Annotated in this window: 19 protein-coding genes; 15 read left to right on the top strand and 4 right to left on the bottom strand. The window is 63.1% G+C overall.

Annotated elements, in window-relative coordinates; all coding sequences use genetic code 11:
- Positions 1-134: 134 nt before the first annotated feature.
- The gene (locus JQ567_RS07845) at positions 135-1,034 is read right to left on the bottom strand and encodes a LysR family transcriptional regulator (RefSeq protein ID WP_212438279.1); all 900 of its coding nucleotides are present in this window, start codon (positions 1,032-1,034) and stop codon (positions 135-137) included.
- Between the two features lie 149 nt (positions 1,035-1,183).
- Between JQ567_RS07845 and JQ567_RS07840 the strand changes: the two genes are divergently transcribed.
- From JQ567_RS07840 to JQ567_RS07770, 15 genes are all read left to right on the top strand, one after another.
- Positions 1,184-2,143, top strand: a complete 960-nt coding sequence (locus tag JQ567_RS07840; RefSeq protein WP_212438278.1) for an N-carbamoyl-D-amino-acid hydrolase — start codon at positions 1,184-1,186, stop codon at positions 2,141-2,143.
- 41 nt (positions 2,144-2,184) lie between these two features.
- On the top strand, positions 2,185-3,009 hold the full coding sequence (locus JQ567_RS07835; protein ID WP_212438277.1) for an ABC transporter substrate-binding protein: 825 nt from the start codon (positions 2,185-2,187) through the stop codon (positions 3,007-3,009).
- Positions 3,006-3,863, top strand: a complete 858-nt coding sequence (locus tag JQ567_RS07830) for an amino acid ABC transporter permease (protein ID WP_212438276.1) — start codon at positions 3,006-3,008, stop codon at positions 3,861-3,863. The genes JQ567_RS07835 and JQ567_RS07830 overlap by 4 nt, the downstream gene beginning before the upstream one ends.
- A complete protein-coding gene (locus tag JQ567_RS07825) occupies positions 3,860-4,624 on the top strand; it encodes an amino acid ABC transporter ATP-binding protein (RefSeq protein ID WP_212438275.1) in 765 nt (254 codons plus the stop codon). The genes JQ567_RS07830 and JQ567_RS07825 overlap by 4 nt, the downstream gene beginning before the upstream one ends.
- Positions 4,625-4,640: 16 nt before the next feature.
- On the top strand, positions 4,641-5,453 hold the full coding sequence (locus tag JQ567_RS07820) for an ABC transporter substrate-binding protein (RefSeq protein ID WP_212438325.1): 813 nt from the start codon (positions 4,641-4,643) through the stop codon (positions 5,451-5,453).
- A complete protein-coding gene (locus JQ567_RS07815; RefSeq protein ID WP_212438274.1) occupies positions 5,440-6,324 on the top strand; it encodes a polysaccharide deacetylase in 885 nt (294 codons plus the stop codon). Before JQ567_RS07820 ends, JQ567_RS07815 begins: the two co-directional genes overlap by 14 nt.
- Before the next feature lie 34 nt (positions 6,325-6,358).
- Complete coding sequence (locus JQ567_RS07810) at positions 6,359-7,939, top strand: ABC transporter substrate-binding protein (protein WP_212438273.1); 1,581 nt, start codon at positions 6,359-6,361, stop codon at positions 7,937-7,939.
- Complete coding sequence (locus JQ567_RS07805; RefSeq protein WP_212438272.1) at positions 7,936-9,309, top strand: amidohydrolase family protein; 1,374 nt, start codon at positions 7,936-7,938, stop codon at positions 9,307-9,309. The genes JQ567_RS07810 and JQ567_RS07805 overlap by 4 nt, the downstream gene beginning before the upstream one ends.
- A gap of 81 nt (positions 9,310-9,390) precedes the next feature.
- Positions 9,391-10,563, top strand: coding sequence for an amidohydrolase/deacetylase family metallohydrolase (locus JQ567_RS07800; protein ID WP_212438271.1), 1,173 nt, complete (start codon positions 9,391-9,393; stop codon positions 10,561-10,563).
- Positions 10,564-10,797: 234 nt separating this feature from the next.
- Entirely contained in the window at positions 10,798-12,402 is a 1,605-nt protein-coding gene (locus JQ567_RS07795) for an ABC transporter substrate-binding protein (protein WP_212438270.1), read from the top strand.
- 17 nt (positions 12,403-12,419) lie between these two features.
- Positions 12,420-13,361, top strand: a complete 942-nt coding sequence (locus JQ567_RS07790; RefSeq protein ID WP_212438269.1) for an ABC transporter permease — start codon at positions 12,420-12,422, stop codon at positions 13,359-13,361.
- Between the two features lie 5 nt (positions 13,362-13,366).
- The gene (locus JQ567_RS07785; protein ID WP_212438324.1) at positions 13,367-14,281 is read left to right on the top strand and encodes an ABC transporter permease; all 915 of its coding nucleotides are present in this window, start codon (positions 13,367-13,369) and stop codon (positions 14,279-14,281) included.
- Positions 14,282-14,285: 4 nt separating this feature from the next.
- Positions 14,286-15,275, top strand: coding sequence for an ABC transporter ATP-binding protein (locus JQ567_RS07780; protein ID WP_212438268.1), 990 nt, complete (start codon positions 14,286-14,288; stop codon positions 15,273-15,275).
- Positions 15,276-15,301: 26 nt separating this feature from the next.
- Positions 15,302-16,282, top strand: a complete 981-nt coding sequence (locus JQ567_RS07775; protein WP_212438323.1) for an ABC transporter ATP-binding protein — start codon at positions 15,302-15,304, stop codon at positions 16,280-16,282.
- A gap of 160 nt (positions 16,283-16,442) precedes the next feature.
- Positions 16,443-17,489: a putative FMN-dependent luciferase-like monooxygenase gene (locus JQ567_RS07770; protein WP_212438267.1), complete on the top strand. Its 1,047-nt coding sequence runs from the start codon at positions 16,443-16,445 to the stop codon at positions 17,487-17,489.
- A gap of 86 nt (positions 17,490-17,575) precedes the next feature.
- On the opposite strand, the gene JQ567_RS07765 is transcribed toward JQ567_RS07770, so the two are convergent.
- The 3 genes from JQ567_RS07765 to JQ567_RS07755 all read right to left on the bottom strand — a co-directional run bounded on the left by JQ567_RS07765 (position 17,576) and on the right by JQ567_RS07755 (position 20,162).
- On the bottom strand, positions 17,576-18,361 hold the full coding sequence (locus JQ567_RS07765) for an ABC transporter ATP-binding protein (protein ID WP_212438266.1): 786 nt from the start codon (positions 18,359-18,361) through the stop codon (positions 17,576-17,578).
- Positions 18,358-19,131 (bottom strand): ABC transporter permease, encoded by a 774-nt coding sequence (locus JQ567_RS07760; protein WP_192734745.1) that lies wholly within the window; start codon positions 19,129-19,131, stop codon positions 18,358-18,360. The genes JQ567_RS07765 and JQ567_RS07760 overlap by 4 nt, the downstream gene beginning before the upstream one ends.
- 86 nt (positions 19,132-19,217) lie before the next feature.
- The gene (locus tag JQ567_RS07755; protein WP_212438265.1) at positions 19,218-20,162 is read right to left on the bottom strand and encodes an ABC transporter substrate-binding protein; all 945 of its coding nucleotides are present in this window, start codon (positions 20,160-20,162) and stop codon (positions 19,218-19,220) included.
- Positions 20,163-20,175 lie beyond the last annotated feature (13 nt).

The following is a 20,175-nucleotide window of genomic DNA, read 5'->3' as shown; positions in this document are numbered from 1 at the left end:
GGGCTCCGGATGACGTCCCGGACACAAAATCGCGAAAACAACCCCATGCAAAGTAAGAATAAGCCCCGGCTCGCAGCCCTCATGCTGCGTTGCGTCCGGGTTCCGTCTACCGCGCAACTTAATCTCATCCCGCTCTAAGCGCCGTCCCGGTCCAGGGCGCGGCTCGCCTGCCGGACTTCGTTCAGGAACGCCTTTGCCAGACGCGATAGAGGCTCCGCCTCAGACCACAGCATATACGCCACGGCCACGGTCTTGGGCGTGAAAGGCCGGACGATAAGGCCTTGGCCGCCGCCCTGGCGCGGCGAAAACGGATCGACGACCGCGGCGCCCACGCCGGCGGCCGCCAGCACGCAGGCGGTATTGCAATATCGCACCTCGACGGTCGGCTGGAACGGCGCGCCGGCTTGCGCAAAACTCTCGCGCACGGCTTCACCCAGTCGCGTGCCGCGCTCCAGCCCGATGAAGGGCAAGCCGACGAGGTCGGTGGCTGAAATGACCGGCCGTTCGGCCAGCGGATGGTTAGGCGGCAAGACGCAGACCATTTCGCCGGTGTGAACCACCTCGTGCGCGATGCCGGGATGATGTGACAGCCCAAGCGCGAAGCCGAGTTCTGCGACCCTGCTCGTAACGCCGTCGATGATTCCCTCATAGCGCCGTACGTCGAAGAAGACGCGGGTCTGCTGACGGCGGCGCAGGAAGTCCGATAGAGCGTGTGGAATGATGCTGTAGGCCAGCGGCGGCGTCGCCACGATCGATAGAAGGCCGGTGCGGCACTCCCGCAAATCGCGCACGCGATTTTCGAGCTTGGCGTGGAGCGCAAAGATCGCTTCACTTTCCTTGTAGAGCGTCATCGCCTCTGATGTCGGGAACAGCCGGTTGTTGACGCGCTCGAACAGCGCGAAACCAGCCTGTGCCTCCATCGCCTTCAGCGCATTGCTGATCGCCGGCTGCGACAGCGCCAGTTCGTCCGCCGCCGCGACCGTCGTCCGATGGCGGATGACCGCCCGCAGGATCTCCAATTGGCGCAGGTTCATATAACTACCGGTTATTGTCCCAGTGAAAATATCATAGCACGAGTGATTGCATTTAGGCCTGCGCTTTCGCGTAATCACCTCTGCATCGGTGCGCTGTCAGAGCGGGCTTGTCCGCCTCCTGCGTAAGCAATCCGCTCAGATTGGAGGCAATGTTGGTTCGAGTTCTCCGCGCCGCCGCCGCTCAGATGGGGCCGACGCAAAAAACGGACTCGCGGGAACACACGCTTGGCCGGATGCTGGAATTGCTGGAGGCAGCGGCGGCGCAAGGCGCCACGCTGGTGGTCTTCCCCGAACTGGCGTTTACGACGTTTTTCCCGCGCTGGCTGATCGAGGGCGAAGCGCTCGATCATTATTTCGAGCGCGGCATGCCGAATCCGGCCGTGCAATCCCTGTTCGATCGCGCCCGGGCGCTTCGGGTCGGCTTCTATGTCGGTTACGCCGAACTGACAGCGGACGGTCAGCGCTTCAACTGCTCGATCCTGGTCGATAGCGACGGCGAAATTATCGGCCGTTATCGCAAGGTGCATTTGCCGGGTTCGGTCGAGCCGCGGCCCGGCGCACGCTACCAGCAGCTCGAAAAACGCTATTTCGAATACGGTGATCTCGGATTTCCTGCCTTTCGGGCGGGGGCGGATTGGCGCCACGCCATCATGGGCATGATGATCTGCAACGATCGCCGCTGGCCGGAAGCCTGGCGCGTGCTGGGCCTGCAGGGCGTCGAGCTGGTGTGTATCGGTTACAATTCCGCGGCCTACGATCCCAACGGGGGCCTCACCGAAGATGCGGCGCTGCGTACCTTCCATTCAAAGCTCGTAACGCAGGCCAACGCCTACATGAACGCGACCTGGGCGATCGCGGTCGCCAAGGCGGGGAACGAGGACGGCTCCGGGCTGATCGGCGGCTCCTGCATCGTCGATCCGAATGGCCGGATTGTTGCAGAGGCGCAGACACTCGCGGATGAGATCATCGTCGCGGACCTCGACCTCGATCTCTGCCGCCAGGGCAAGGACAAGATGTTCAATTTCGCCGCGCATCGGCGGCCGGAGCAATACATGGCCATTACGGAGCGCGCGGGCGTCGTCGAACCGGCCGATCTCGATGCAATTTAATATGCTGCGTCCAGTCGCGGCCGCGGGCCGAAGGAGCTGATATGACACGCCTCAGGTACTTCGTTGGTTTCGCCGCTCTCCTTGCAGCTGCAGCGGCTCAGGCCGCCGAACTGCCTGAAACAATCAAGCAGGCGGGCACGCTGCGGCTGACGGTCAATTCGACCTACGCGCCCATGGAGTATCGCGATCCGGCAACGAACCAGCTCGTCGGACTCGACATCGATCTCGCGAACGAGCTAGCGAAACGCCTCGGCGTGAAGATCATCTGGAGCGAAACGCCGTTTGCCGAGCTCATCCCCTCATTGCAGACCAAGCGCGCGGATTTCATCATCAGCGGCATTTCGGATCGCGCCTCGCGGCGCGAGACCGCCGATTTCATCGACTATCTGGCGACAGGCCCGCAGTTCTTCGTTCTGGCTGAAAATGCGGCGAAGACCGCCATTGATCTCTGCGGCAAGAAGGTCGGGACGACGCGCAGCACCAGCTTCCCGATCGAGATCGAGAAATGGAGCAAGCAGAACTGCGAAGCAACCGGCAAACCCGCCGTGCAATATGTCCCGGGCGAAAACAGCATCGACGTCCGCAACCAGCTCAAACAGGGCCGCGTCGACGCCGCGGTGCAAGGCAGCGAAACCTTGCCCTACGCCCAGGCACAGGAGGCCGGGAAATACCGTATTGTCGGTGAGCCGTTCTCCACCGGCTATCAGGGCATCATGTTCCGGAAGGACGATGCGGCGCTGCGCGAGGTGGTGACGGAACATCTCGCCGCGATGATGAAGGATGGTTCGTACAAGGCCATCCTCGACAAATGGGGGCTCGGTGCGAACGCGGTCGCCCAGCCGATGATGAATGCGGCCACGCAATGAGAACGGCGCCCGCGCTGGCCGGAGGCTTCCCCGACATTTCTGGCATGACGGTCGCGCGTCAAGCGCATTGGCAGCGTTGGCTTGCCGCGGCGGCTATTCTCGTGGTGCTGGCTGCGATCGGCCGCGCCTTCGTCAACGGTCAGATCGAATGGAGCTATGTTGGCCGCTTCCTGACTGCGAAGGCGATCCTCGAAGGCATTGTCAACACCATGGTGATGGCGGTGCTCGCGATGACCCTCGGCATCGTTCTGGGCGTCGTCGCCGCGATCATGCGGCTGTCGCCCAATCCAGTGCTCAAATCGGTCGCAGCCGGCTATACTTGGCTGTTCCGCGGCACGCCGCTGATCCTGCAGCTGCTGCTCTGGTTCAACATCGCGCTGGTGTTTCCGACGATCGGCATTCCCGGCCTGTGGGAGGCCCGGGCGGTCGACGTCATGACGCCGTTCCTTTCAGCCCTTCTCGGACTCGGCATCAATCAGGGCGCCTATACGTCCGAAGTAATGCGGGCGGGCATGCTGTCGGTCGACGTCGGACAATATGAGGCCGCGCAGGCGATCGGCATGGGGCGGCTGCGCGCGCTGCGCCGGATCATTCTGCCGCAGGCGATGCGGGTGGTGATCCCGCCGCTCGGTAATGAATTCATCGGTATGGTCAAGGCCACCTCGCTGGCGAGCGTCATTCAGTATCCGGAGGTGCTGCACGCTGCGGAGAACATCTATTACGCGAATTCGCGCGTGATCGAACTGCTGATCGTCGCCGGCTCGTGGTATCTGCTCGTCGTATCAATTTTGACGCCTCTGCAGATGCTGCTCGAGCGACGCTTCGCGCGTGGCGCATTGCAGATCACCCGATGACCCAGCCCCTCGTCGCCATCCGATCGGTCAGCAAGAATTTCGGGGAGTTTCAGGCCCTGAACAAGGTCTCGCTGGACGTCCGGGCAGGCGAGGTGCTTTGCCTGATCGGTGCTTCAGGGTCGGGCAAGACGACGCTTCTGCGTTGCATCAACCAGCTTACGCCCGTCGACAGCGGCGGCATCTGGCTCGACGGTGAGCTACTGGGCGTGCGGGAGGAGGGCGGGCGATTGCATCGCCTTACTGAGCGGCAGATTGCGCGCCAGCGCCTGAAGACCGGCATGGTGTTTCAGCGCTTCAACCTGTTTCCGCACAAGACAGCGCTGGAAAACATCACCGAAGGTCCGGTGCAGGTGCAGGGCTGCAGCCGCGAGGACGCGCAAGCGGAAGCGATGGAACTGCTGCGGCGCGTCGGACTGGTGGCGAAGGCCGATGCCTATCCCTCCCAGCTTTCCGGCGGGCAGCAGCAGCGGGTGGCGATCGCCCGTGCGCTTGCCATGAAGCCGATGCTGATGCTGTTCGACGAGCCGACCAGTGCGCTCGATCCCGAACTGGTCGGAGAGGTGCTGACCGTCATGAAGGAGCTTGCCCGCAGCGGCATGACGATGATGGTGGTGACGCACGAACTCGGCTTCGCGCGCGAGGTCGCCGACACCGTCATCTACATGGACCATGGCGCGATCGTGGAGTCCGGGCCCGCTGCCGAAGTTCTCGGCGCGCCCCGTGAAGTGCGCACAAAATCGTTTCTTTCCGCGGTGATCTGATGGGGACATTTTCATGATCAAACGTATTCTTGCAGCGGCGTTCCTCTGTGCCGCCGATAGCTCAGCCATGGCGGTCGAGCTGCCTCCGGAAATCGCAAAGCAGGGCAGCATCAAGGTTGCCATCGTGCCGAACTATCCCCCGTTGGAATTCAAGGATCCCGCGACCAACATGCTGGCCGGTTTCGACGTCGAGCTTGGCGAGGCGCTCGGCCGCAAGCTCGGACTCAAGATCGTGTGGCAGGAGACCAGTTTCGACCAGATGATGCCCGCGATTGCGACGGGCAGGGTGGATGCGATCCTGTCCGGGATGACCGACATGGCAAGCCGGCAGGATACGGCGACCTTTGTCGACTACCTTCGCAACGGTCCGCGCTTCTTTGTGCAGCAATCGCGCGCCGCCGAGTTCAAGGACACGAAGGCGTTCTGCGGGAAAAAAGTCGGCGCCAGCCGGCGCACGTCGTTTCCGAAACTGATCGCGGCCTGGAGCGATGCGAATTGCGGCGGCAATCCGATCGTATACGTCGGCACCGAAGGCTCGGCCGATGCCCGGACCCAGCTCAGGCAGGGGCGGCTCGACGCGGCCGTTCAGGGCGGCGAGACGCTTCCCTACATCATGGATCTCGAACCGAACACCTATGTTCCGATCGGTGAGGTTTTCGCGGTGCAGTTCACCGGACTTGCATTGGGTGTGAAGGAGACGGTGCTTCAGCAGGCGTTCGTGGAGGCCCTCGACGGCTTGATCGCCGACGGCTCCTACCGCGCATTGCTGGCGAAATGGAAATTGACCGACTACGGCGTAGAAAAGGCGATGATCAATGCAGGACAGTAAAGCGCTCGCGAGCATTCCGCTGGTGCCGGCGAACACCGCGCCGATGGCGCCGGAGTATCCCTGGCCAAAGCCCTATACCTCGGCGATGTTTCTCTCCTTCGACGTGGACGCGGAGAGCGCCTGGACCAGCAAGGATGCAGCCCATGCCCAGCGTCTGATCACGATGAGCTACGGCGGCTACGAGGCGCGCGTCGGCACGCCGAAACTGCTGGAACTGCTCGATCAGCTTGACCTGAAGGGTACGTTCTTCATCACCGGCTGGTCTGTCGATGCGCACCCCGCGATGGCCGAGGCCATTCTCAAGGCCGGCCATGAAATCGGCCATCACGGCTATCACCATTTGCTGCCGGACCCGGGCGATCCCTGGATCGAGGAAGAACTGGAGCGAGGTTTTGAGGCGCTGAAGCGTCGCCTTGGTGTCAAGCCGACCGGTTACCGGGCGCCTTACGGCGAATTCACGGAAGAACTGCGCGTCGCGCTGGTGCGGCACGGCATTGTCTACACCTCCTCATTTCGGGATGACGTGCGGCCTTACCGCCATCAGCTGGCGGATGGCCGGCCGGGCACGATCGAGCTTCCGGTGACCGCAAGCTATGACGACTGGATGCACGGGCTGTCTGCCCGGTTCAGCCCGCGGCCGATCTTTCCCAAGGAGCATGTGCTCTCGATTTGGAAGGATGAACTCGACGAGGTCCGCGATTGGGGCGCGATGGTCACGACCGTGCTGCATCCGCAATGCAGCGGTCGCCCGATGCGGCTGCGTCTGCTGCGGGAATTTCTTACCTACGCGAAATCCTGCCCGGATCTGTGGATCACGACCGGCGAGGCGATCGCGGCGAATTTCGGCCGTCACGAAGCCGCCAGCCGCTGAGAGCGGTGCTTACTGAATATCCCAGGAGTCTTCGATGCTTGTTTCCCGCCGTTCACTGTTGAAGGCCGCCGCCGCGGCGCCGGCACTGACGCTGCCGGGAATCGTGCGGGCGCAGTCGCAGACCACACTGCGCTTCATTCCCGTGATCGATCTGACCTTCATCGATCCGATTTACTCCACGGCGCAGGTCTCCCGTAACCATGGATTCATGGTCTACGACACCCTCTACGGCATGAATTCGGCGCTCGAGGTCTCGCCGCAGATGGTGTCCGGGCATGTCGTCTCCAATGACGACCGGCAATGGGATCTCACGTTGCGCGACGGCCTGCTATGGCATGACGGCGAGCGCGTGCTGGCGCGGGATTGCGTCGCCAGCATTCGCCGATGGGCGGCTCGCGACGGATTCGGCGCCGAACTGATGGCGGCGACCGATGAATTGTCGGCGCCGGACGACCGCACCATCCGCTTTCGGTTGAGCAGGCCTTTCCCTCTGTTATCAGCGGCGCTCGGCAAGGCCGCGATCCAGGCGCCGTTCATGATGCCGGAGCGGCTGGCGAGCCAGGATCCATTCAAGCCGCTGACCGAGGTGGTGGGCAGCGGTCCTTTCCGTTTCGTGGCAGATGAGCGGGTGCAGGGCGCGCGCAACGTGTACGCCCGCTTCGATCGCTATCAGCCCCGGCAGGATGGCAAGCCGGATTGGACCGCCGGTCCCAAGATCGTTCACTATGACCGCGTGGTCTGGACGACGATGCCGGATGCGGCGACAGGGGTCGCTGCGCTGCAAACGCGCGAACAGGATTGGCAGGAAACGACGCCGCACGATCTGCTGCCGGTGCTGAAGCGTACCGGCGTCACCACGCGGATCCTCGACCCGCGAGGCTACACCTGCATGTTGCGGGTGAACCATCTGCAGCCGCCATTCGACAATCCGGCTATCCGCCGCGCGCTGCTCGGCGCGATCGACCAGTCCGCCTTCATGACGGCGGTTGCGGGCGACGATCCCGCCTATCAATCCGCGCCGATCGGCTTCTTTGCGCCGGGGACGCCGATGGCGAGCGATGTCGGCCTGAACGTGTTCCGCGGGCCGCGCGACATGGCGAAGGTCAAGGCCGATCTGAAAGCTGCCGGTTACAATGGCGAGAAGGTGGTGCTGCTCGTTCCCACCAACTCGCTGGCGCAAAAGCCGCTCGGCGACATCGCCGCCGACATGCTGCAGCAGGCCGGCATGAACGTCGAATATGCCGGACTGGATTTCGGCATCGTGCTGCAGCGGCAGTTGAAAAAGGAGCCTGTCGCCCAGGGCGGCTGGAGCGCGGGCGTCGGCAACTGGCAGGGCATCGATTGGCTGAACCCGGCCGGCAATTCGAACCTGCGCGGCGACAGCAAGGTGGCCGGCTGGTACAAGAGCGAGAAGATGGGCGCTCTCCGAAGCCAATGGCTCGCCGCTCCCAATCTTGCCGAGCAACAGCGGATCTGCCGCGATATCCAGGCATTGTCGTTCGAGGAAATTCCCTATTTCCCGATCGGCCAGTATAAACAACCGACCGCCTACCGTTCTGGTATCACCGGTATCCTCGACGGCACGGCCGTGTTCTGGAATGTGAAACCCGCATGAGCACGATCGCGATCTTCGGCAGCTATGTGTTGTCACGCAAAGATGGTGGGCAGGAGGTGCTGCGCGATCATTGGGTGCTGCTCGAAGGCAAGCGGATCGCCGCCGTCACGCGCGACCGCCCGTCCGCCACCGAGGTGTTCGACAAACCGGGCCGCTTCGTGCTGCCCGGGCTTCTGAACCTGCACAACCATTGCTTCAGCGAAGCTGTCGCCCGGACCCATACGGAGGACGGCAATGGTCGCAAAAACAACCAGAGCATCGTCTATACGGTGCTGCTGCCGTTGACCAAACGCGGCGCCGACCTGCTGTCGCCGTCAGAGCGGCTCGCCATCGCGCGGCTCGGCATTCTGCAATTGCTGAAGGGCGGCGCCACCACGGTCATGGAGCCGTTCCGCAACACCATTCCTGAAATGTTCGACGCCGCCGAGGAGATGGGCATCCGCTTCTATGGCGCGCCGTATCTGTTCTCCACATCGGATGCCAAGGCCGGGCCGGACGGCGTGGTGCGCTACGCGGGCGATGATGGCCAGGCCGATATGGATACCTGGAACGCGCTGTACCATCGCTGGAACGGTCGCGGCGATGGGCGGATCGGCCTTGCGATGAGCCCGCACGCGACCGACACCTGTGGTCCGGATCTGCTACGGGCGTGCGCCGCCCGCGCACGCGAGCTCGGCGTTCCCATCACCACCCATCTGGCGCAAAGCCAGGCCGAAGTCGCGACGATCGGCAGCCGCCACGGCGGCCGCACGCCGGCCGAATATCTCGACTGGCTCGGCCTGCTGGCGCCAGACCTTCTGGCTGCGCATTGCATCGCGAGCAGTGATGGGGATTTGAAGCTGATGGCGGCGAGGGGCGCCACGGTGCTGAACTGCCCGCGCGTGTTTGCTCGCGCAGGCGTTACCGCGGCGTTCAGCCGGTTCGCCGATCACGGCGTCCGGACGGTGGTCGGAACCGACGGCTACAACATGGACCTGCTCGGCGAACTCAACGCCGCGTCGATGATCTCGAAGATCGTGTCTGCTCGGCCCGACGTCGCCAATGCACCCGAATTGATCGAGTCGGTCACGGCAACCGCGGCCGCGGTCATCAAGCGACCGGATCTCGGGATCATCACCCCGGGCGCAACAGCCGACCTCACCGTCGTCGATTTGACCCATCCCCATCTGCAGCCGCTGTTCGATCCGCGGCGCGGGCTGGTGGCGCTTGGCAATCGCGCCAATATCGACCAGGTCATTGTTGACGGGCGTGTGCTCATCGATGGCGGCCAATACATTCATGGCGACGAGGCCGCGACGATCTCGGCTGGAACCGCGGCGATCGGCAAAATCTGGGATTTGCCGGAAGCCCAGGCGGCCTTTAATGGCTGACATCCCGTCGACACATGCGCAATGTTGGAAAGGCGAGACGCGCTCCCGCTGCTTCCGTTACTGTCTTATCAGGGGTTCGCAATGCCTTTCGACTTGATCCTGCGCGGCGGCAGGGTGATTGACCCGTCGCAAAAACTCGATGCGGTGACGGATGTCGCCTTCGCCGGCGGCAAGGTGGCCATGGTCGGAAACGAGCTCAAGGCCGATCCCGTCACCGACGTGCGCGACGTGTCGGGTCACATCGTCACGCCAGGTCTGATCGATCTGCATACCCACGTTTATTGGGGCGGCACCTCGCTGGGCATCGACGCGGAAGAATTCTGCCGTACTTCGGGCGTCACCACGGCGGTCGATACCGGCAGCGCCGGCCCGGGGAATTTCGCGGGTTTCCGCAAGCATGTGATCGAGCCGAGCCAAGTCCGCATTCTCGCTTATCTGCACGTCTCGCACGCCGGCATCTTCGGCTTCTCGCATCGGGTCATGGTCGGCGAGAGCGAAGAGCTCCGGCTGATGAATCCGATCGACGCCGCCACGGTGGCGGATCAAAATCGTGATCTCATTGTCGGCATCAAGGTGCGGGTCGGTCTCCACGCCTCCGGTACCTCGGGGATCGTGCCGCTCGACATCGCGCTTGAGGTCGCCGAACAGGTCGGCATGCCGCTGATGGCGCATATCGACCATCCGCCGCCGAGCTACGAGGAGGTGCTCGCGCGGCTGCGTCCGGGCGACGTCCTCACCCACGCATTCCGGCCCTTTCCCAATACGCCCGCCACGGCCCAGGGCACGGTGAAGCGGGCGGTACTGGAGGCGCGCGAACGCGGTGTGTTGTTCGACATCGGCCACGGCAAGGGCTCCTTCGCCTTCAAGACCGCCCGGGCGATGCTCGCCAACGGCTTCTATCCCGACACCATCTCTTCGGATGTCCATCTGTTGTGCATCGACGGCCCAGCCTTCGATCAGGTGACGACCATGTCCAAGTTCCTCTGCATGGGCATGCCGCTCCCGGACGTGGTCGCCGCTTCAACCGTCAATGCCGCGATGGCGCTGCGGCGTCCCGAACTCGGCAGCCTCAAGCCGGGCAGCGCCGGAGACGCCACCCTGATCTCGATCGCGCAAGGGCAGTTTGACTATGTCGACGTCATCGGCGAGCATCTGATAGGCGACCGCAAGATCGTGTCCGAAGGCGTCGTCATTGGCGGTCGCTGGTGGCACCCGAAACCATCGGAGAAGTTCAGGCAACTCGCAGCAGGTTAATCGGCCCTGGATGATGCATCGTTCGAAGATGTGATCGCTCGAAAAATGTTTCTTCGTTCATGATCGACCTGACTTTTGGCAGCGGAACAACCTGGCCCCGCTGGCATACCATTTGCACGCAAAGGAAGCTGATCGCTATCATCTGATTGGCCTGTTTCACCTCACCGGCGCCGAACCCTCGGCCCATGAAACGGGCGGAATCGTTCATCACAACCCAAAACTGGGGAGAGCACCATGGATCGCAGGACGCTGTTGAAGGGATTTGCCGGGGTGGGCAGCCTGGCCGCAACGGGTGGCTTGTCGATGCCGGCCCTTTCCCAAGGCGCCGCGGCGCGCACCTTGCGCTTCGTGCCCCAGGCCAATCTTGCGAATTTCGACCCCATTTGGGGGACCCAGTATGTCGTGCGCAACGCCGCCGCGATGGTGTGGGACACCCTCTATGGTGTCGACGCGACCCTGCAGCCGCAGCGCCAGATGATCGAGTCCGAGCAGACCTCCGATGACGGTCTGGTCTGGACCTTCCGGCTCCGGCCGGGGTTGAAGTTCCATGACGGCGAGCCGGTGCTGAGCAAGGATGTGGTGGCAAGCCTGACGCGTTGGTCGGCGCGCGATCCGATGGGGCTGATGCTCAAGGCGCTCCAGAACGAGCTGGTCGCCGTCGACGACAGGACCTTCAAGTGGTCGCTGAAGGCGCCTTATCCGAAGATGCTGCTGGCGCTGGGCAAGAACAGCACGCCCTGCGCTTTCATCATGCCGGAGCGCATCGCGCAGACCGATCCGTTCAAGCAAATCCCCGACTATATCGGCTCGGGCCCGATGAAATTCGCGAAGAGCGAGTGGGTGCCCGGCGCCAAGGCGGTGTTCGAGAAATTTGCCGATTACACGCCGCGGCAAGAGAAGGCGTCCTGGCTGGCCGGCGGCAAGCAGATGCTGATCGACCGCATCGAATGGGTGGTGATCCCGGATCCCGCTACGGCGGCCGCAGCACTTCAGAACGGTGAGGTCGATTGGTGGGAAAATCCGATCACCGATCTGGTGCCGTCGCTGAAGAAGAACCGCAACATCAACGTCGACATCGCCGACCCACTCGGCAACATCGGCTCGTTCCGGATGAACCATTTGCATCCGCCCTTCAACGATGTGAAGGCGCGGCGCGCCGTGCTCGCTGCGCTGAGCCAGGAAGATTACATGCGCGCACTGGTTGGAGATGACCCCGCGCTCTGGAAGCCGCTGCCGGGGTTCTTCACGCCGGATACGCCGCTCTACAGCGAGGCGGGCGGCGAGATACTGAAGGGCAAGCGCGACCTCACAGTGGCCAAGAAGCTCTTGGCCGAGAGCGGTTATTCGGGACAGCCGGTCACTTGCCTGGTGGCGCAGGATCAACCGATCACCAAAGCGTTCGGCGATGTCACCGCCGATCTTTTGAAGCAGATGGGGATGAACGTTGATTTCGTCGCAACCGACTGGGGCACGGTCGGTTCCCGCCGCGCCCAGAAGACGCCTCCGGGCCAGGGGGGCTGGCAAGTATTTCACACCTGGCACGCCGGCGCGGATTGCGTCAATCCGGCCGTCTACAATGCTGTTCGTGGCACTGGCGACAAGGCATGGTTTGGCTGGCCCACGAGCGTGGCCGTGGAAAAGGAAGTCTCGGCCTGGTTCGGCGCCAAGAATCTCGATGAGGAAAAGGCCGCGGTGGGACGCCTCAACAAGGCGGCGCTCGAGGACGTCGTCTATGCGCCGACCGGCTTCTTCCTGAGCTATACAGCGTGGCGCAAGAATGTCTCCGGCATCGCGAAGGGGCCGCTGCCGTTCTTCTGGGGCGTGTCGAAGACCGCATGATGGGACAGTGAATCGACATGCTCTCGTATATCCTGCGGCGCATTCTCTCGACCTTGCCCGTAATGGGGATCGTCGCGCTGTTCGTCTTCAGCCTGCTTTACATCGCGCCGGGCGATCCGGCGGCGGTGATTGCAGGTGACCAGGCAAGCCCCGCCGACGTCGAGCGGATACGCCAAAGCCTCGGACTCGACCGGCCGTTTCTGGTCCAGTTCGGCAACTGGCTATGGGACATCCTGCACGGGAATCTCGGCACCTCGATCTTCACCAATTTGCCGGTCGCCAAGATGATCGCGCAGCGGATCGAGCCGACGTTCTCGCTGATGGCGATTACGCTGGTGCTGACCATCCTTGTCGCGGTGCCGCTCGGCGTGGTGGCGGCATGGAAAGCGGGAAGCTGGATCGACCGCACCATCATGGCGTTCGCCGTGTTCGCGTTCTCGCTCCCGGTCTTTGTGGTCGGATACGTGCTTGCCTATGTGTTCGCGTTGCAGTTCGAATGGCTTCCGGTGCAGGGCTATACGCCGCTGTCCAATGGCGTCTGGCCATGGTTCCAGAATCTGATTCTTCCGGCACTTGCCCTCGGCTCCGTCTACATCGCGCTGATCGCGCGCATTACCCGGGCCTCGATGCTCGAGGTGTTGCAGCAGGATTATGTCCGCACCGCCCGCGCCAAAGGCCTTGACCAGCGCAGTATCCTGTTCATTCACGCGCTAAAGAACGCGGCCGTTCCGATCGTGACGGTGATCGGTATCGGTATCGCGCTTTTGATCGGCGGCGCGGTGGTGACCGAAAGCGTGTTCGCCATTCCGGGCCTTGGCCGGCTGACGATCGACGCGATCCTGCGCCGCGACTATCCCGTCATCCAGGGCATCGTTTTGCTGTTCAGCTTCCTCTATGTGCTGGTCAACCTGATGGTCGACGTCACCTACACCTTGGTTGACCCGAGGATCCGCTATTGACCGTCATGGAAGCCAACACGGTACGGATACCGCCGGGTCTTGTGGTCGCGCCGCATTTGCCGGATCTGCTGTCGCCGGTCAAGATTCGTCGCGGCGTCCTCGGTTTCCTGCGCAACCATCCGACGGTGGCGATCGGCGGTGCTTTGCTGCTCTGCCTCGTCCTGGTCGGAATCTTTGCGCCTTATCTCTGGACCGTCGACCCGACGACGATCGCGCCCGCCAAACGTACGCGCGTACCATCAGCGGATTACTGGTTCGGTACCGACGTGCTGGGCCGCGACATTTATTCACGCGTGATCTACGGGGCGCGGGTCTCGCTCACGGTCGGTCTTTCGGTGGCGGTACTGGCCTCGCTGGCCGGTCTCGCCATCGGCCTTGTCTCCGGGTTCGTACGATGGGCCGACGGCATCATCATGCGGTTCATGGACGGGCTGATGTCGATCCCGCCGATCCTGCTTGCGGTTGCGCTGATGGCGCTGACGCGCGCCAGCGTCGGCAACGTGATCCTGGCGATTACGGTAGCCGAAATCCCGCGCGTCTCGCGCCTGGTGCGCAGCGTCGTGCTGTCGCTGCGTGAGCAGCCCTATGTGGACGCCGCGACGGCTTCCGGTACGCGAACGCCGATGATCATCCTGCGCCACATCCTGCCCAACACGCTGGCGCCGATGCTGGTTCAGGCGACCTATATCTGCGCCAGCGCCATGATCGTGGAGTCCATTCTCTCCTTTATCGGCGCCGGCACGCCGCCCACCATTCCGTCCTGGGGCAACATCATGGCCGAGGGCAGGGCGCTGTGGCAGGTCAAACCCTACATCGTATTCTTTCCCGCCGCGTTCCTGTCCGTCACCGTGCTTGCCGTCAACCTGCTCGGTGACGGCCTGCGCGATGCGCTCGATCCGCGCATGGCCAAGAGTCTCTGATCTGATGGCATTGCTCGAAGTCGAAAATCTGCAGACCCATTTCCGCACCCCCGAGGGCATCAACCGCGCCGTCGACGGTGTTTCCTTTCATGTCAAGGAAGGCGAGACGCTGGCCATCGTCGGCGAATCCGGTTGCGGCAAGTCGGTCACCTCGATGTCGTTGATGCGTTTGATCGCTGAGCCTCCCGGCAAGATCGCAGGCTCGATCCGTTTCCAGGGCAAGGATCTGCTTCAACTCTCCGAGCGCGAAATGCGCGCCATCCGCGGCAACGACATTTCGATGATCTTCCAGGAGCCGATGACGAGCCTCAATCCGGTGCTGACCGTCGGCCGTCAGATCGGAGAGACGCTGCGCATGCATCAGGGGCTCGACAAGCAGGCCGCAGAGGCCCGCGCCGTCGAGATGCTGAATCTGGTTGGCATCCCGGAGTCGGTGCGGCGCGTGCGCGAATTTCCACATCAGCTTTCCGGCGGCATGCGCCAGCGCGTGATGATCGCGATGGCGCTGGCCTGCAACCCCAAACTCCTGATCGCCGACGAGCCGACCACGGCGCTCGACGTCACGATCCAGGCGCAGATCCTGCAGTTGATGCTGGACCTCAAGCGCCGGGTCGGTGCAGCGATCATTCTGGTCACCCATGATCTCGGCGTGGTCGCCGAAATCGCCGAGCGCGTCATGGTGATGTATGCCGGCCGCAAGGTCGAGGAGGCGCCGGTGGCCGAGCTGTTCCGCGCGCCGCGTCATCCCTATACGCAGGGCCTGCTCGGCGCGGTGCCGAAGCTCGGCTCCTCGCTGACAGGGGCCGCGCGGCGTCTCGCCGAAATCCCGGGCCAGGTGCCCAGCCTCAAAGGACGGATCGAGGGCTGTGTGTTCGCGGGGCGGTGCGCACTGGCGACCGATCTCTGCCGGCAGGTCGCGCCGGGTCTTGAAGAGAAGGGCCCGCGCCATATCGCTGCCTGCCACTATGCCGCCAAGGAGGCGGCTGCGGCATGAACGCGCCACTGCTCCAGGTCCCGTTGCTGCAAGTCCCGTTACTGCAGGTCAACGATCTCAAGAAACATTTTCCGGTCCGCGGCGGTTTGTTCAGCCGCAAGTCCAAATGGGTCTATGCGGTGGACGGCGTGTCCTTTGAGGTCGCGCGCGGCGAGACGCTGTCGCTGGTCGGCGAGTCCGGTTGCGGCAAGTCGACGGTCGGCCGCGCGATCTTGCGCCTGTTCGACATCACGTCGGGCCAGGTGGTGCTCGATGGCCAGCGCATCGACGACGCTTCACCCGCAGCCCTGCGCAGCATGCGCCGCCGCGTGCAGGTGGTGTTCCAGGATCCGTTCTCCAGCCTCAATCCGCGCATGCGCGTGCGCGACATCCTGGCCGAGCCGATCCGCAATTTTGGTCTGGCCAAATCTTCCGCCGAACTCGACGCCAAGGTTGCCGCGCTGATGGACACCGTGCGCCTGCCGCGTGACGCGCTGGGCCGCCGGCCCCACGAATTCTCGGGTGGCCAGCGCCAGCGCATCGGGATCGCCCGGGCATTGGCGGCGGAGCCCGAACTGATCGTCTGCGACGAGGCGGTCTCGGCGCTCGACGTTTCGGTCAAGGCGCAGATCGTCAACCTGCTGCAGGATCTGCAGCGCGAGTTCGGCCTCGCGCTGCTCTTCATCAGCCACGATCTGGCGATCGTCGAGCACATGACGCACCGTGTCGCGGTGATGTATCTCGGCAAGATCGTCGAGATGGCGCCCAGGCAGCAGATCTTCACCGCACCCAGGCATCCCTACACCAGGGCGTTGCTGTCGGCCGTGCCGGTGCCGGAGCCTGGGGCCATCCGCAACCCGATCATCCTGAAGGGTGACGTTCCGAGCCCGATCAATCCGCCGAGCGGTTGCCGATTCCACACGAGGTGTCCATACGTGTTCGATCGCTGCCGGACCGAGGAACCAAAACTTCGCTCGGGTGGCGACGAGCAGTGGGCCGCGTGTCATCTCGACGCGCTGCCGGCCTGATTCCGCGAGTCCACAAATCGTCGAAGTCCAGTTGTTCGCCCTGATTTGACTGTCCGGCGATCCATGCGCAAACTTGTCGTGTCGGCTCACGTCGTGACCGGCGCGGAAGCAACGAGAGACAGCCGGGCCTCGGCTTCTGTCCCAATCTCCGAAGGTCGGTATGGATCGGCTGGCAAATTTGAAGCGATTGGGGTTTTTCACGCGACTGCTCGACGATGTGGATCCGGCGGAACGATATCGCCTCGCGGCAGCGCAGATCGTTCACGCGGAAACAGCAGGTCTTGATTCTGCATGGATCGCGCAGCACCATTTTCATGAGAGTGAGGGCGGGCTTCCGGCGCCCTTCGCTTTTCTCGGCTTCGTCGCGGCACAAACGTCTCGCATTCAGCTCGGCACCGGCATCGTTACCCTGCCGCTGGAAAATCCTGTACGGGTGGCGGAGGACGCCGCGGTGCTCGACCTGTTATCAAATGGCCGTTTTGAGCTTGGTGTCGGCACCGGCGGAAACCCGTCAGCCTTTGCAGCCTTTGGGCTGGACAGTGCGCAGCGTGCGGAGATTTTTACTGACAATCTCGACATTGTCCGCAACGCCCTGGCCGGCGCGCCGCTGGCCGGCGGCGATACGCTCTATCCACCGAGGCCGCAACTGTGCGACCGGATCTGGCAGGCGACCTTTTCCGTCAGCGGCGGGACGAGGGCCGGCAAAGCGGGCGACGGCTTGCTGTTGTCGCGAACGCAGCCGCGGCCAAGGGAGACGCCGCAGGCGTCGCTTGGCGAGATTCAGCATCCCATCATCGACGCCTATCTCGCCGCACTGCCGCCGGGGCGCGAGCCCCGGATCATGGCATCGCGCAGTGTCTTCGCCGCCGATGATCGGCAGGAGGCGCTACAGCTGGCGGACATCGGGCTGCGGCGTGCGCGCGGGAGCTTCATTGCAGGCGGTCATGCCCCGCCGGGGGAGGAGTTGAGCGACATGATCGCCGCATTTGATACCCATGTCGGGACGCCGGATGACGTCATCGCCTCGCTGCGCGCCGACAGCATTTTGGAGCGGGTGACTGATCTTGTGTTTCAGGCGCATTCGGTCGATCCGCCGCACCCCTTTATTCTGCGATCGATCGAGCTGATCGCCGAAACGGTCGCGCCGGCGTTGGGGTGGACGAAAGGGACTGCTGCTGCGGGTCCAAACACAAAACTACGAAAATAACCCCATGCAAAGTAGAATGGGTCACGGTTAGCGGTACTAGAATGCCTTCGTCCGAGGCGCGAAATCGGCAAGGCAGCGAGCGTCCGTCAGGCATCAACCGCCACCTTCAATGCCTCGGCACGGATCTCCTCCACCAGCCGTTCCTTCAGCTGGACGAATTCGGGCGCGGTCTTGATCTTGTAGGATCGCGGGTGGGGCAGATCGACCGCGATCTCGGCCTTGATGCGGCCGGGGCGGGCGCTCATGACGATGACGCGGCTGCCGAGAAAGATGGCTTCCTCGATATCGTGGGTGACGAACAACACGGTTTTCTGGTCGCGCTCCCAGATGCCGAGCAGCATTTCCTGCATCAGCACACGGGTCTGGTTATCGAGGGCGCCGAACGGCTCGTCGAGCAGCAGGATCTTGGGATCGTTGGCAAGCGCACGGGCGATCGCCGTGCGCTGCTGCATGCCGCCGGAGAGTTGCTTCGGCCAGTGATTCTCAAAGCCGGACAAACCAACCCGTTGGATGAAGCCATCGGCGATCTTGCCGCGCTCCGCCTCGGATATTCCGCGCTCGCGAAGCCCGAACGCGATGTTTTCGCGCACCGTCAGCCATGGGAATAACGTGTAGGATTGAAACACCATCCCGCGGTCCGCGCCGGGGCCCGTTACCTCTTGCCCGTCGAGAATGACGCGGCCGCTGGTCGGCCGGTCGAGCCCGGCGATGATACGTAGCAGCGTGGATTTTCCGCAGCCCGAGGGCCCGAGGATGGTGACGAAGTCATTGTTGCCGACGTCAAGATTGGTCGGTTCCAGCGCCCGTGTCGGCGCATTGCCCTGGCGCGCAGGGAAGGTCCGTGAGACCTGATCGATCTTCAGCGTGATCACGCTAGTCTCCACGGAAACAGCCAGGCGTTGAAGGCCTTGAACAGGAAGTCCGAGACGAGGCCGATTAGCCCGATGACGATGATGCCGAAGATGATCTGCCCGGTGTTGAGCAGCGCCTGGCTGTCGGTAATCATGTGGCCGATGCCCGAGGATGAGCCGATGAGTTCGGCGACGATGACGTAGGTCCACGCCCACCCCAGAACGAGTCGGAGAATTTCCGCGATCTCGGGGGCGGACGAGGGCAGCAGGACGCGGCGGATGATGCCGCTGTCGCCGGCGCCAAGCGTGTAGGCGGCTTCAACGAGATCGCGCCTCGTGTTGCCGACATTCACCGCAATCATCAGGATGATCTGGAATACCGAGCCGATAAAGATGACCAGCAGCTTCTGCAACTCGCCGATGCCGGCCCACAGGATCAACAGCGGGATGAAGGCCGAGGCGGGCAGGTAACGGGCGAACGACACGAACGGTTCGAGAAAAGCCTCGATCGGTTTGTAAGCGCCCATGAGAACGCCGAGCGGCACCGCGATGATGGCCGCCAGCACGAAGCCGCCGATCACCCGCCATATCGTCATGCCGATATCGTACAGGAAGCCATGCTTGATCAGCAGTTCCCAGCCCTCCTGCAGCATGGTCAGCGGGTTGGCGAGAAACGTTTTCGACACGTAGCCGCCAAACGTTGCCCATGCCCACAGGGCAACGAACAGGACGAAGAACGCGAAGCCATAGGCCACACGCTGCTTCGACGTCACGGGATCGAGGGGTCTTATCAAAGGCTAATCCTCAGGGCGGAGCGCAGAGCGCGAAATGTCCCGCTTCCAAACCGTGAAGCGGGACCGTCGCGGCGTCGCCTGGTCTACTTGATGAAGCTCGCGTCAAAGAGGTCTTCGGTCTTCGGGATCGCCTTGATGATACCGATCTCGAGCAGCAGCTCCCCGGCTTCCTTGGTGAACGCCTGGAACTCGCCCGCGAAGAATTTCTGGTTCGCGGCCTTGTCCTGCCAGCGCAGATATTTTGCCGAATTGCCGAACTGCTCGCCGGACTGCTTCACGTCCGATCCCATGATCTCGTAAGACTTGGCCTGGTCCTTTTCGATCAGGGCCACGGCCTCGAAATAACTGTCGGTCAGCGCTTGCGCGGCCTTCGGATTCTCGGTCAGGAATTTCGGCGTGCAGCCGAACGTGTCCATGATCATCGGGTAGTCGAGCGTGGTGGCGATGATCTTGCCCTTGTCGGGCGCGGCACGCACTGTCGAGAGGTAAGGCTCATACGTCATGGCCGCATCGTTCTGGCCGGCCACGAAGGCCTGCGCGGCCGCGGCGGGCTCCAGGTTCACCACGGTCACGTCCTTGACCGTGAGACCATTCTTCTTGAGCATCCAGGCCAGGGTGAAATAGGGGGCGGTGCCGGGTGCGGACGCGGCGACCGTCTTGCCCTTCAGGTCCTTGATCGCGGCGACGTCGTTTCGTGTTGCCATGCCGTCAGCGCCGTAGCTCTTGTCGAGCTGGAAGATCTGCTTGGTCGCGACGCCATTGGCATTCCAGGAAATCCAGGTTTCCACCGTGGTTGCCGCGCACTGAATGTCACCTGACGCTACGGCCAGATGCCGGTCCTTCTGCGGGATCTTCTTGATCGTCACATCGAGGCCGTTCTTCTTGAAGATGCCGGCCTGGTTTGCGAGCGTGAGCGGTGCAAAGCCGGTCCATCCCGAGATGCCGATGCCGACCTTCACGTCCTGGGCGACGGCTGGTGCGGACACCAGGAGAGCTGCGGTTGCGGCAAATACTCTAAAACTAAGCATGGCTGTATCCCTT

Source organism: Bradyrhizobium sp. AUGA SZCCT0431 (genome assembly GCF_018131065.1).
Classification (GTDB): domain Bacteria; phylum Pseudomonadota; class Alphaproteobacteria; order Rhizobiales; family Xanthobacteraceae; genus Bradyrhizobium.
The sequence above is the reverse complement of the archived record's forward strand: the minus strand, read 5'-3'. Positions and strand labels throughout refer to the sequence as shown.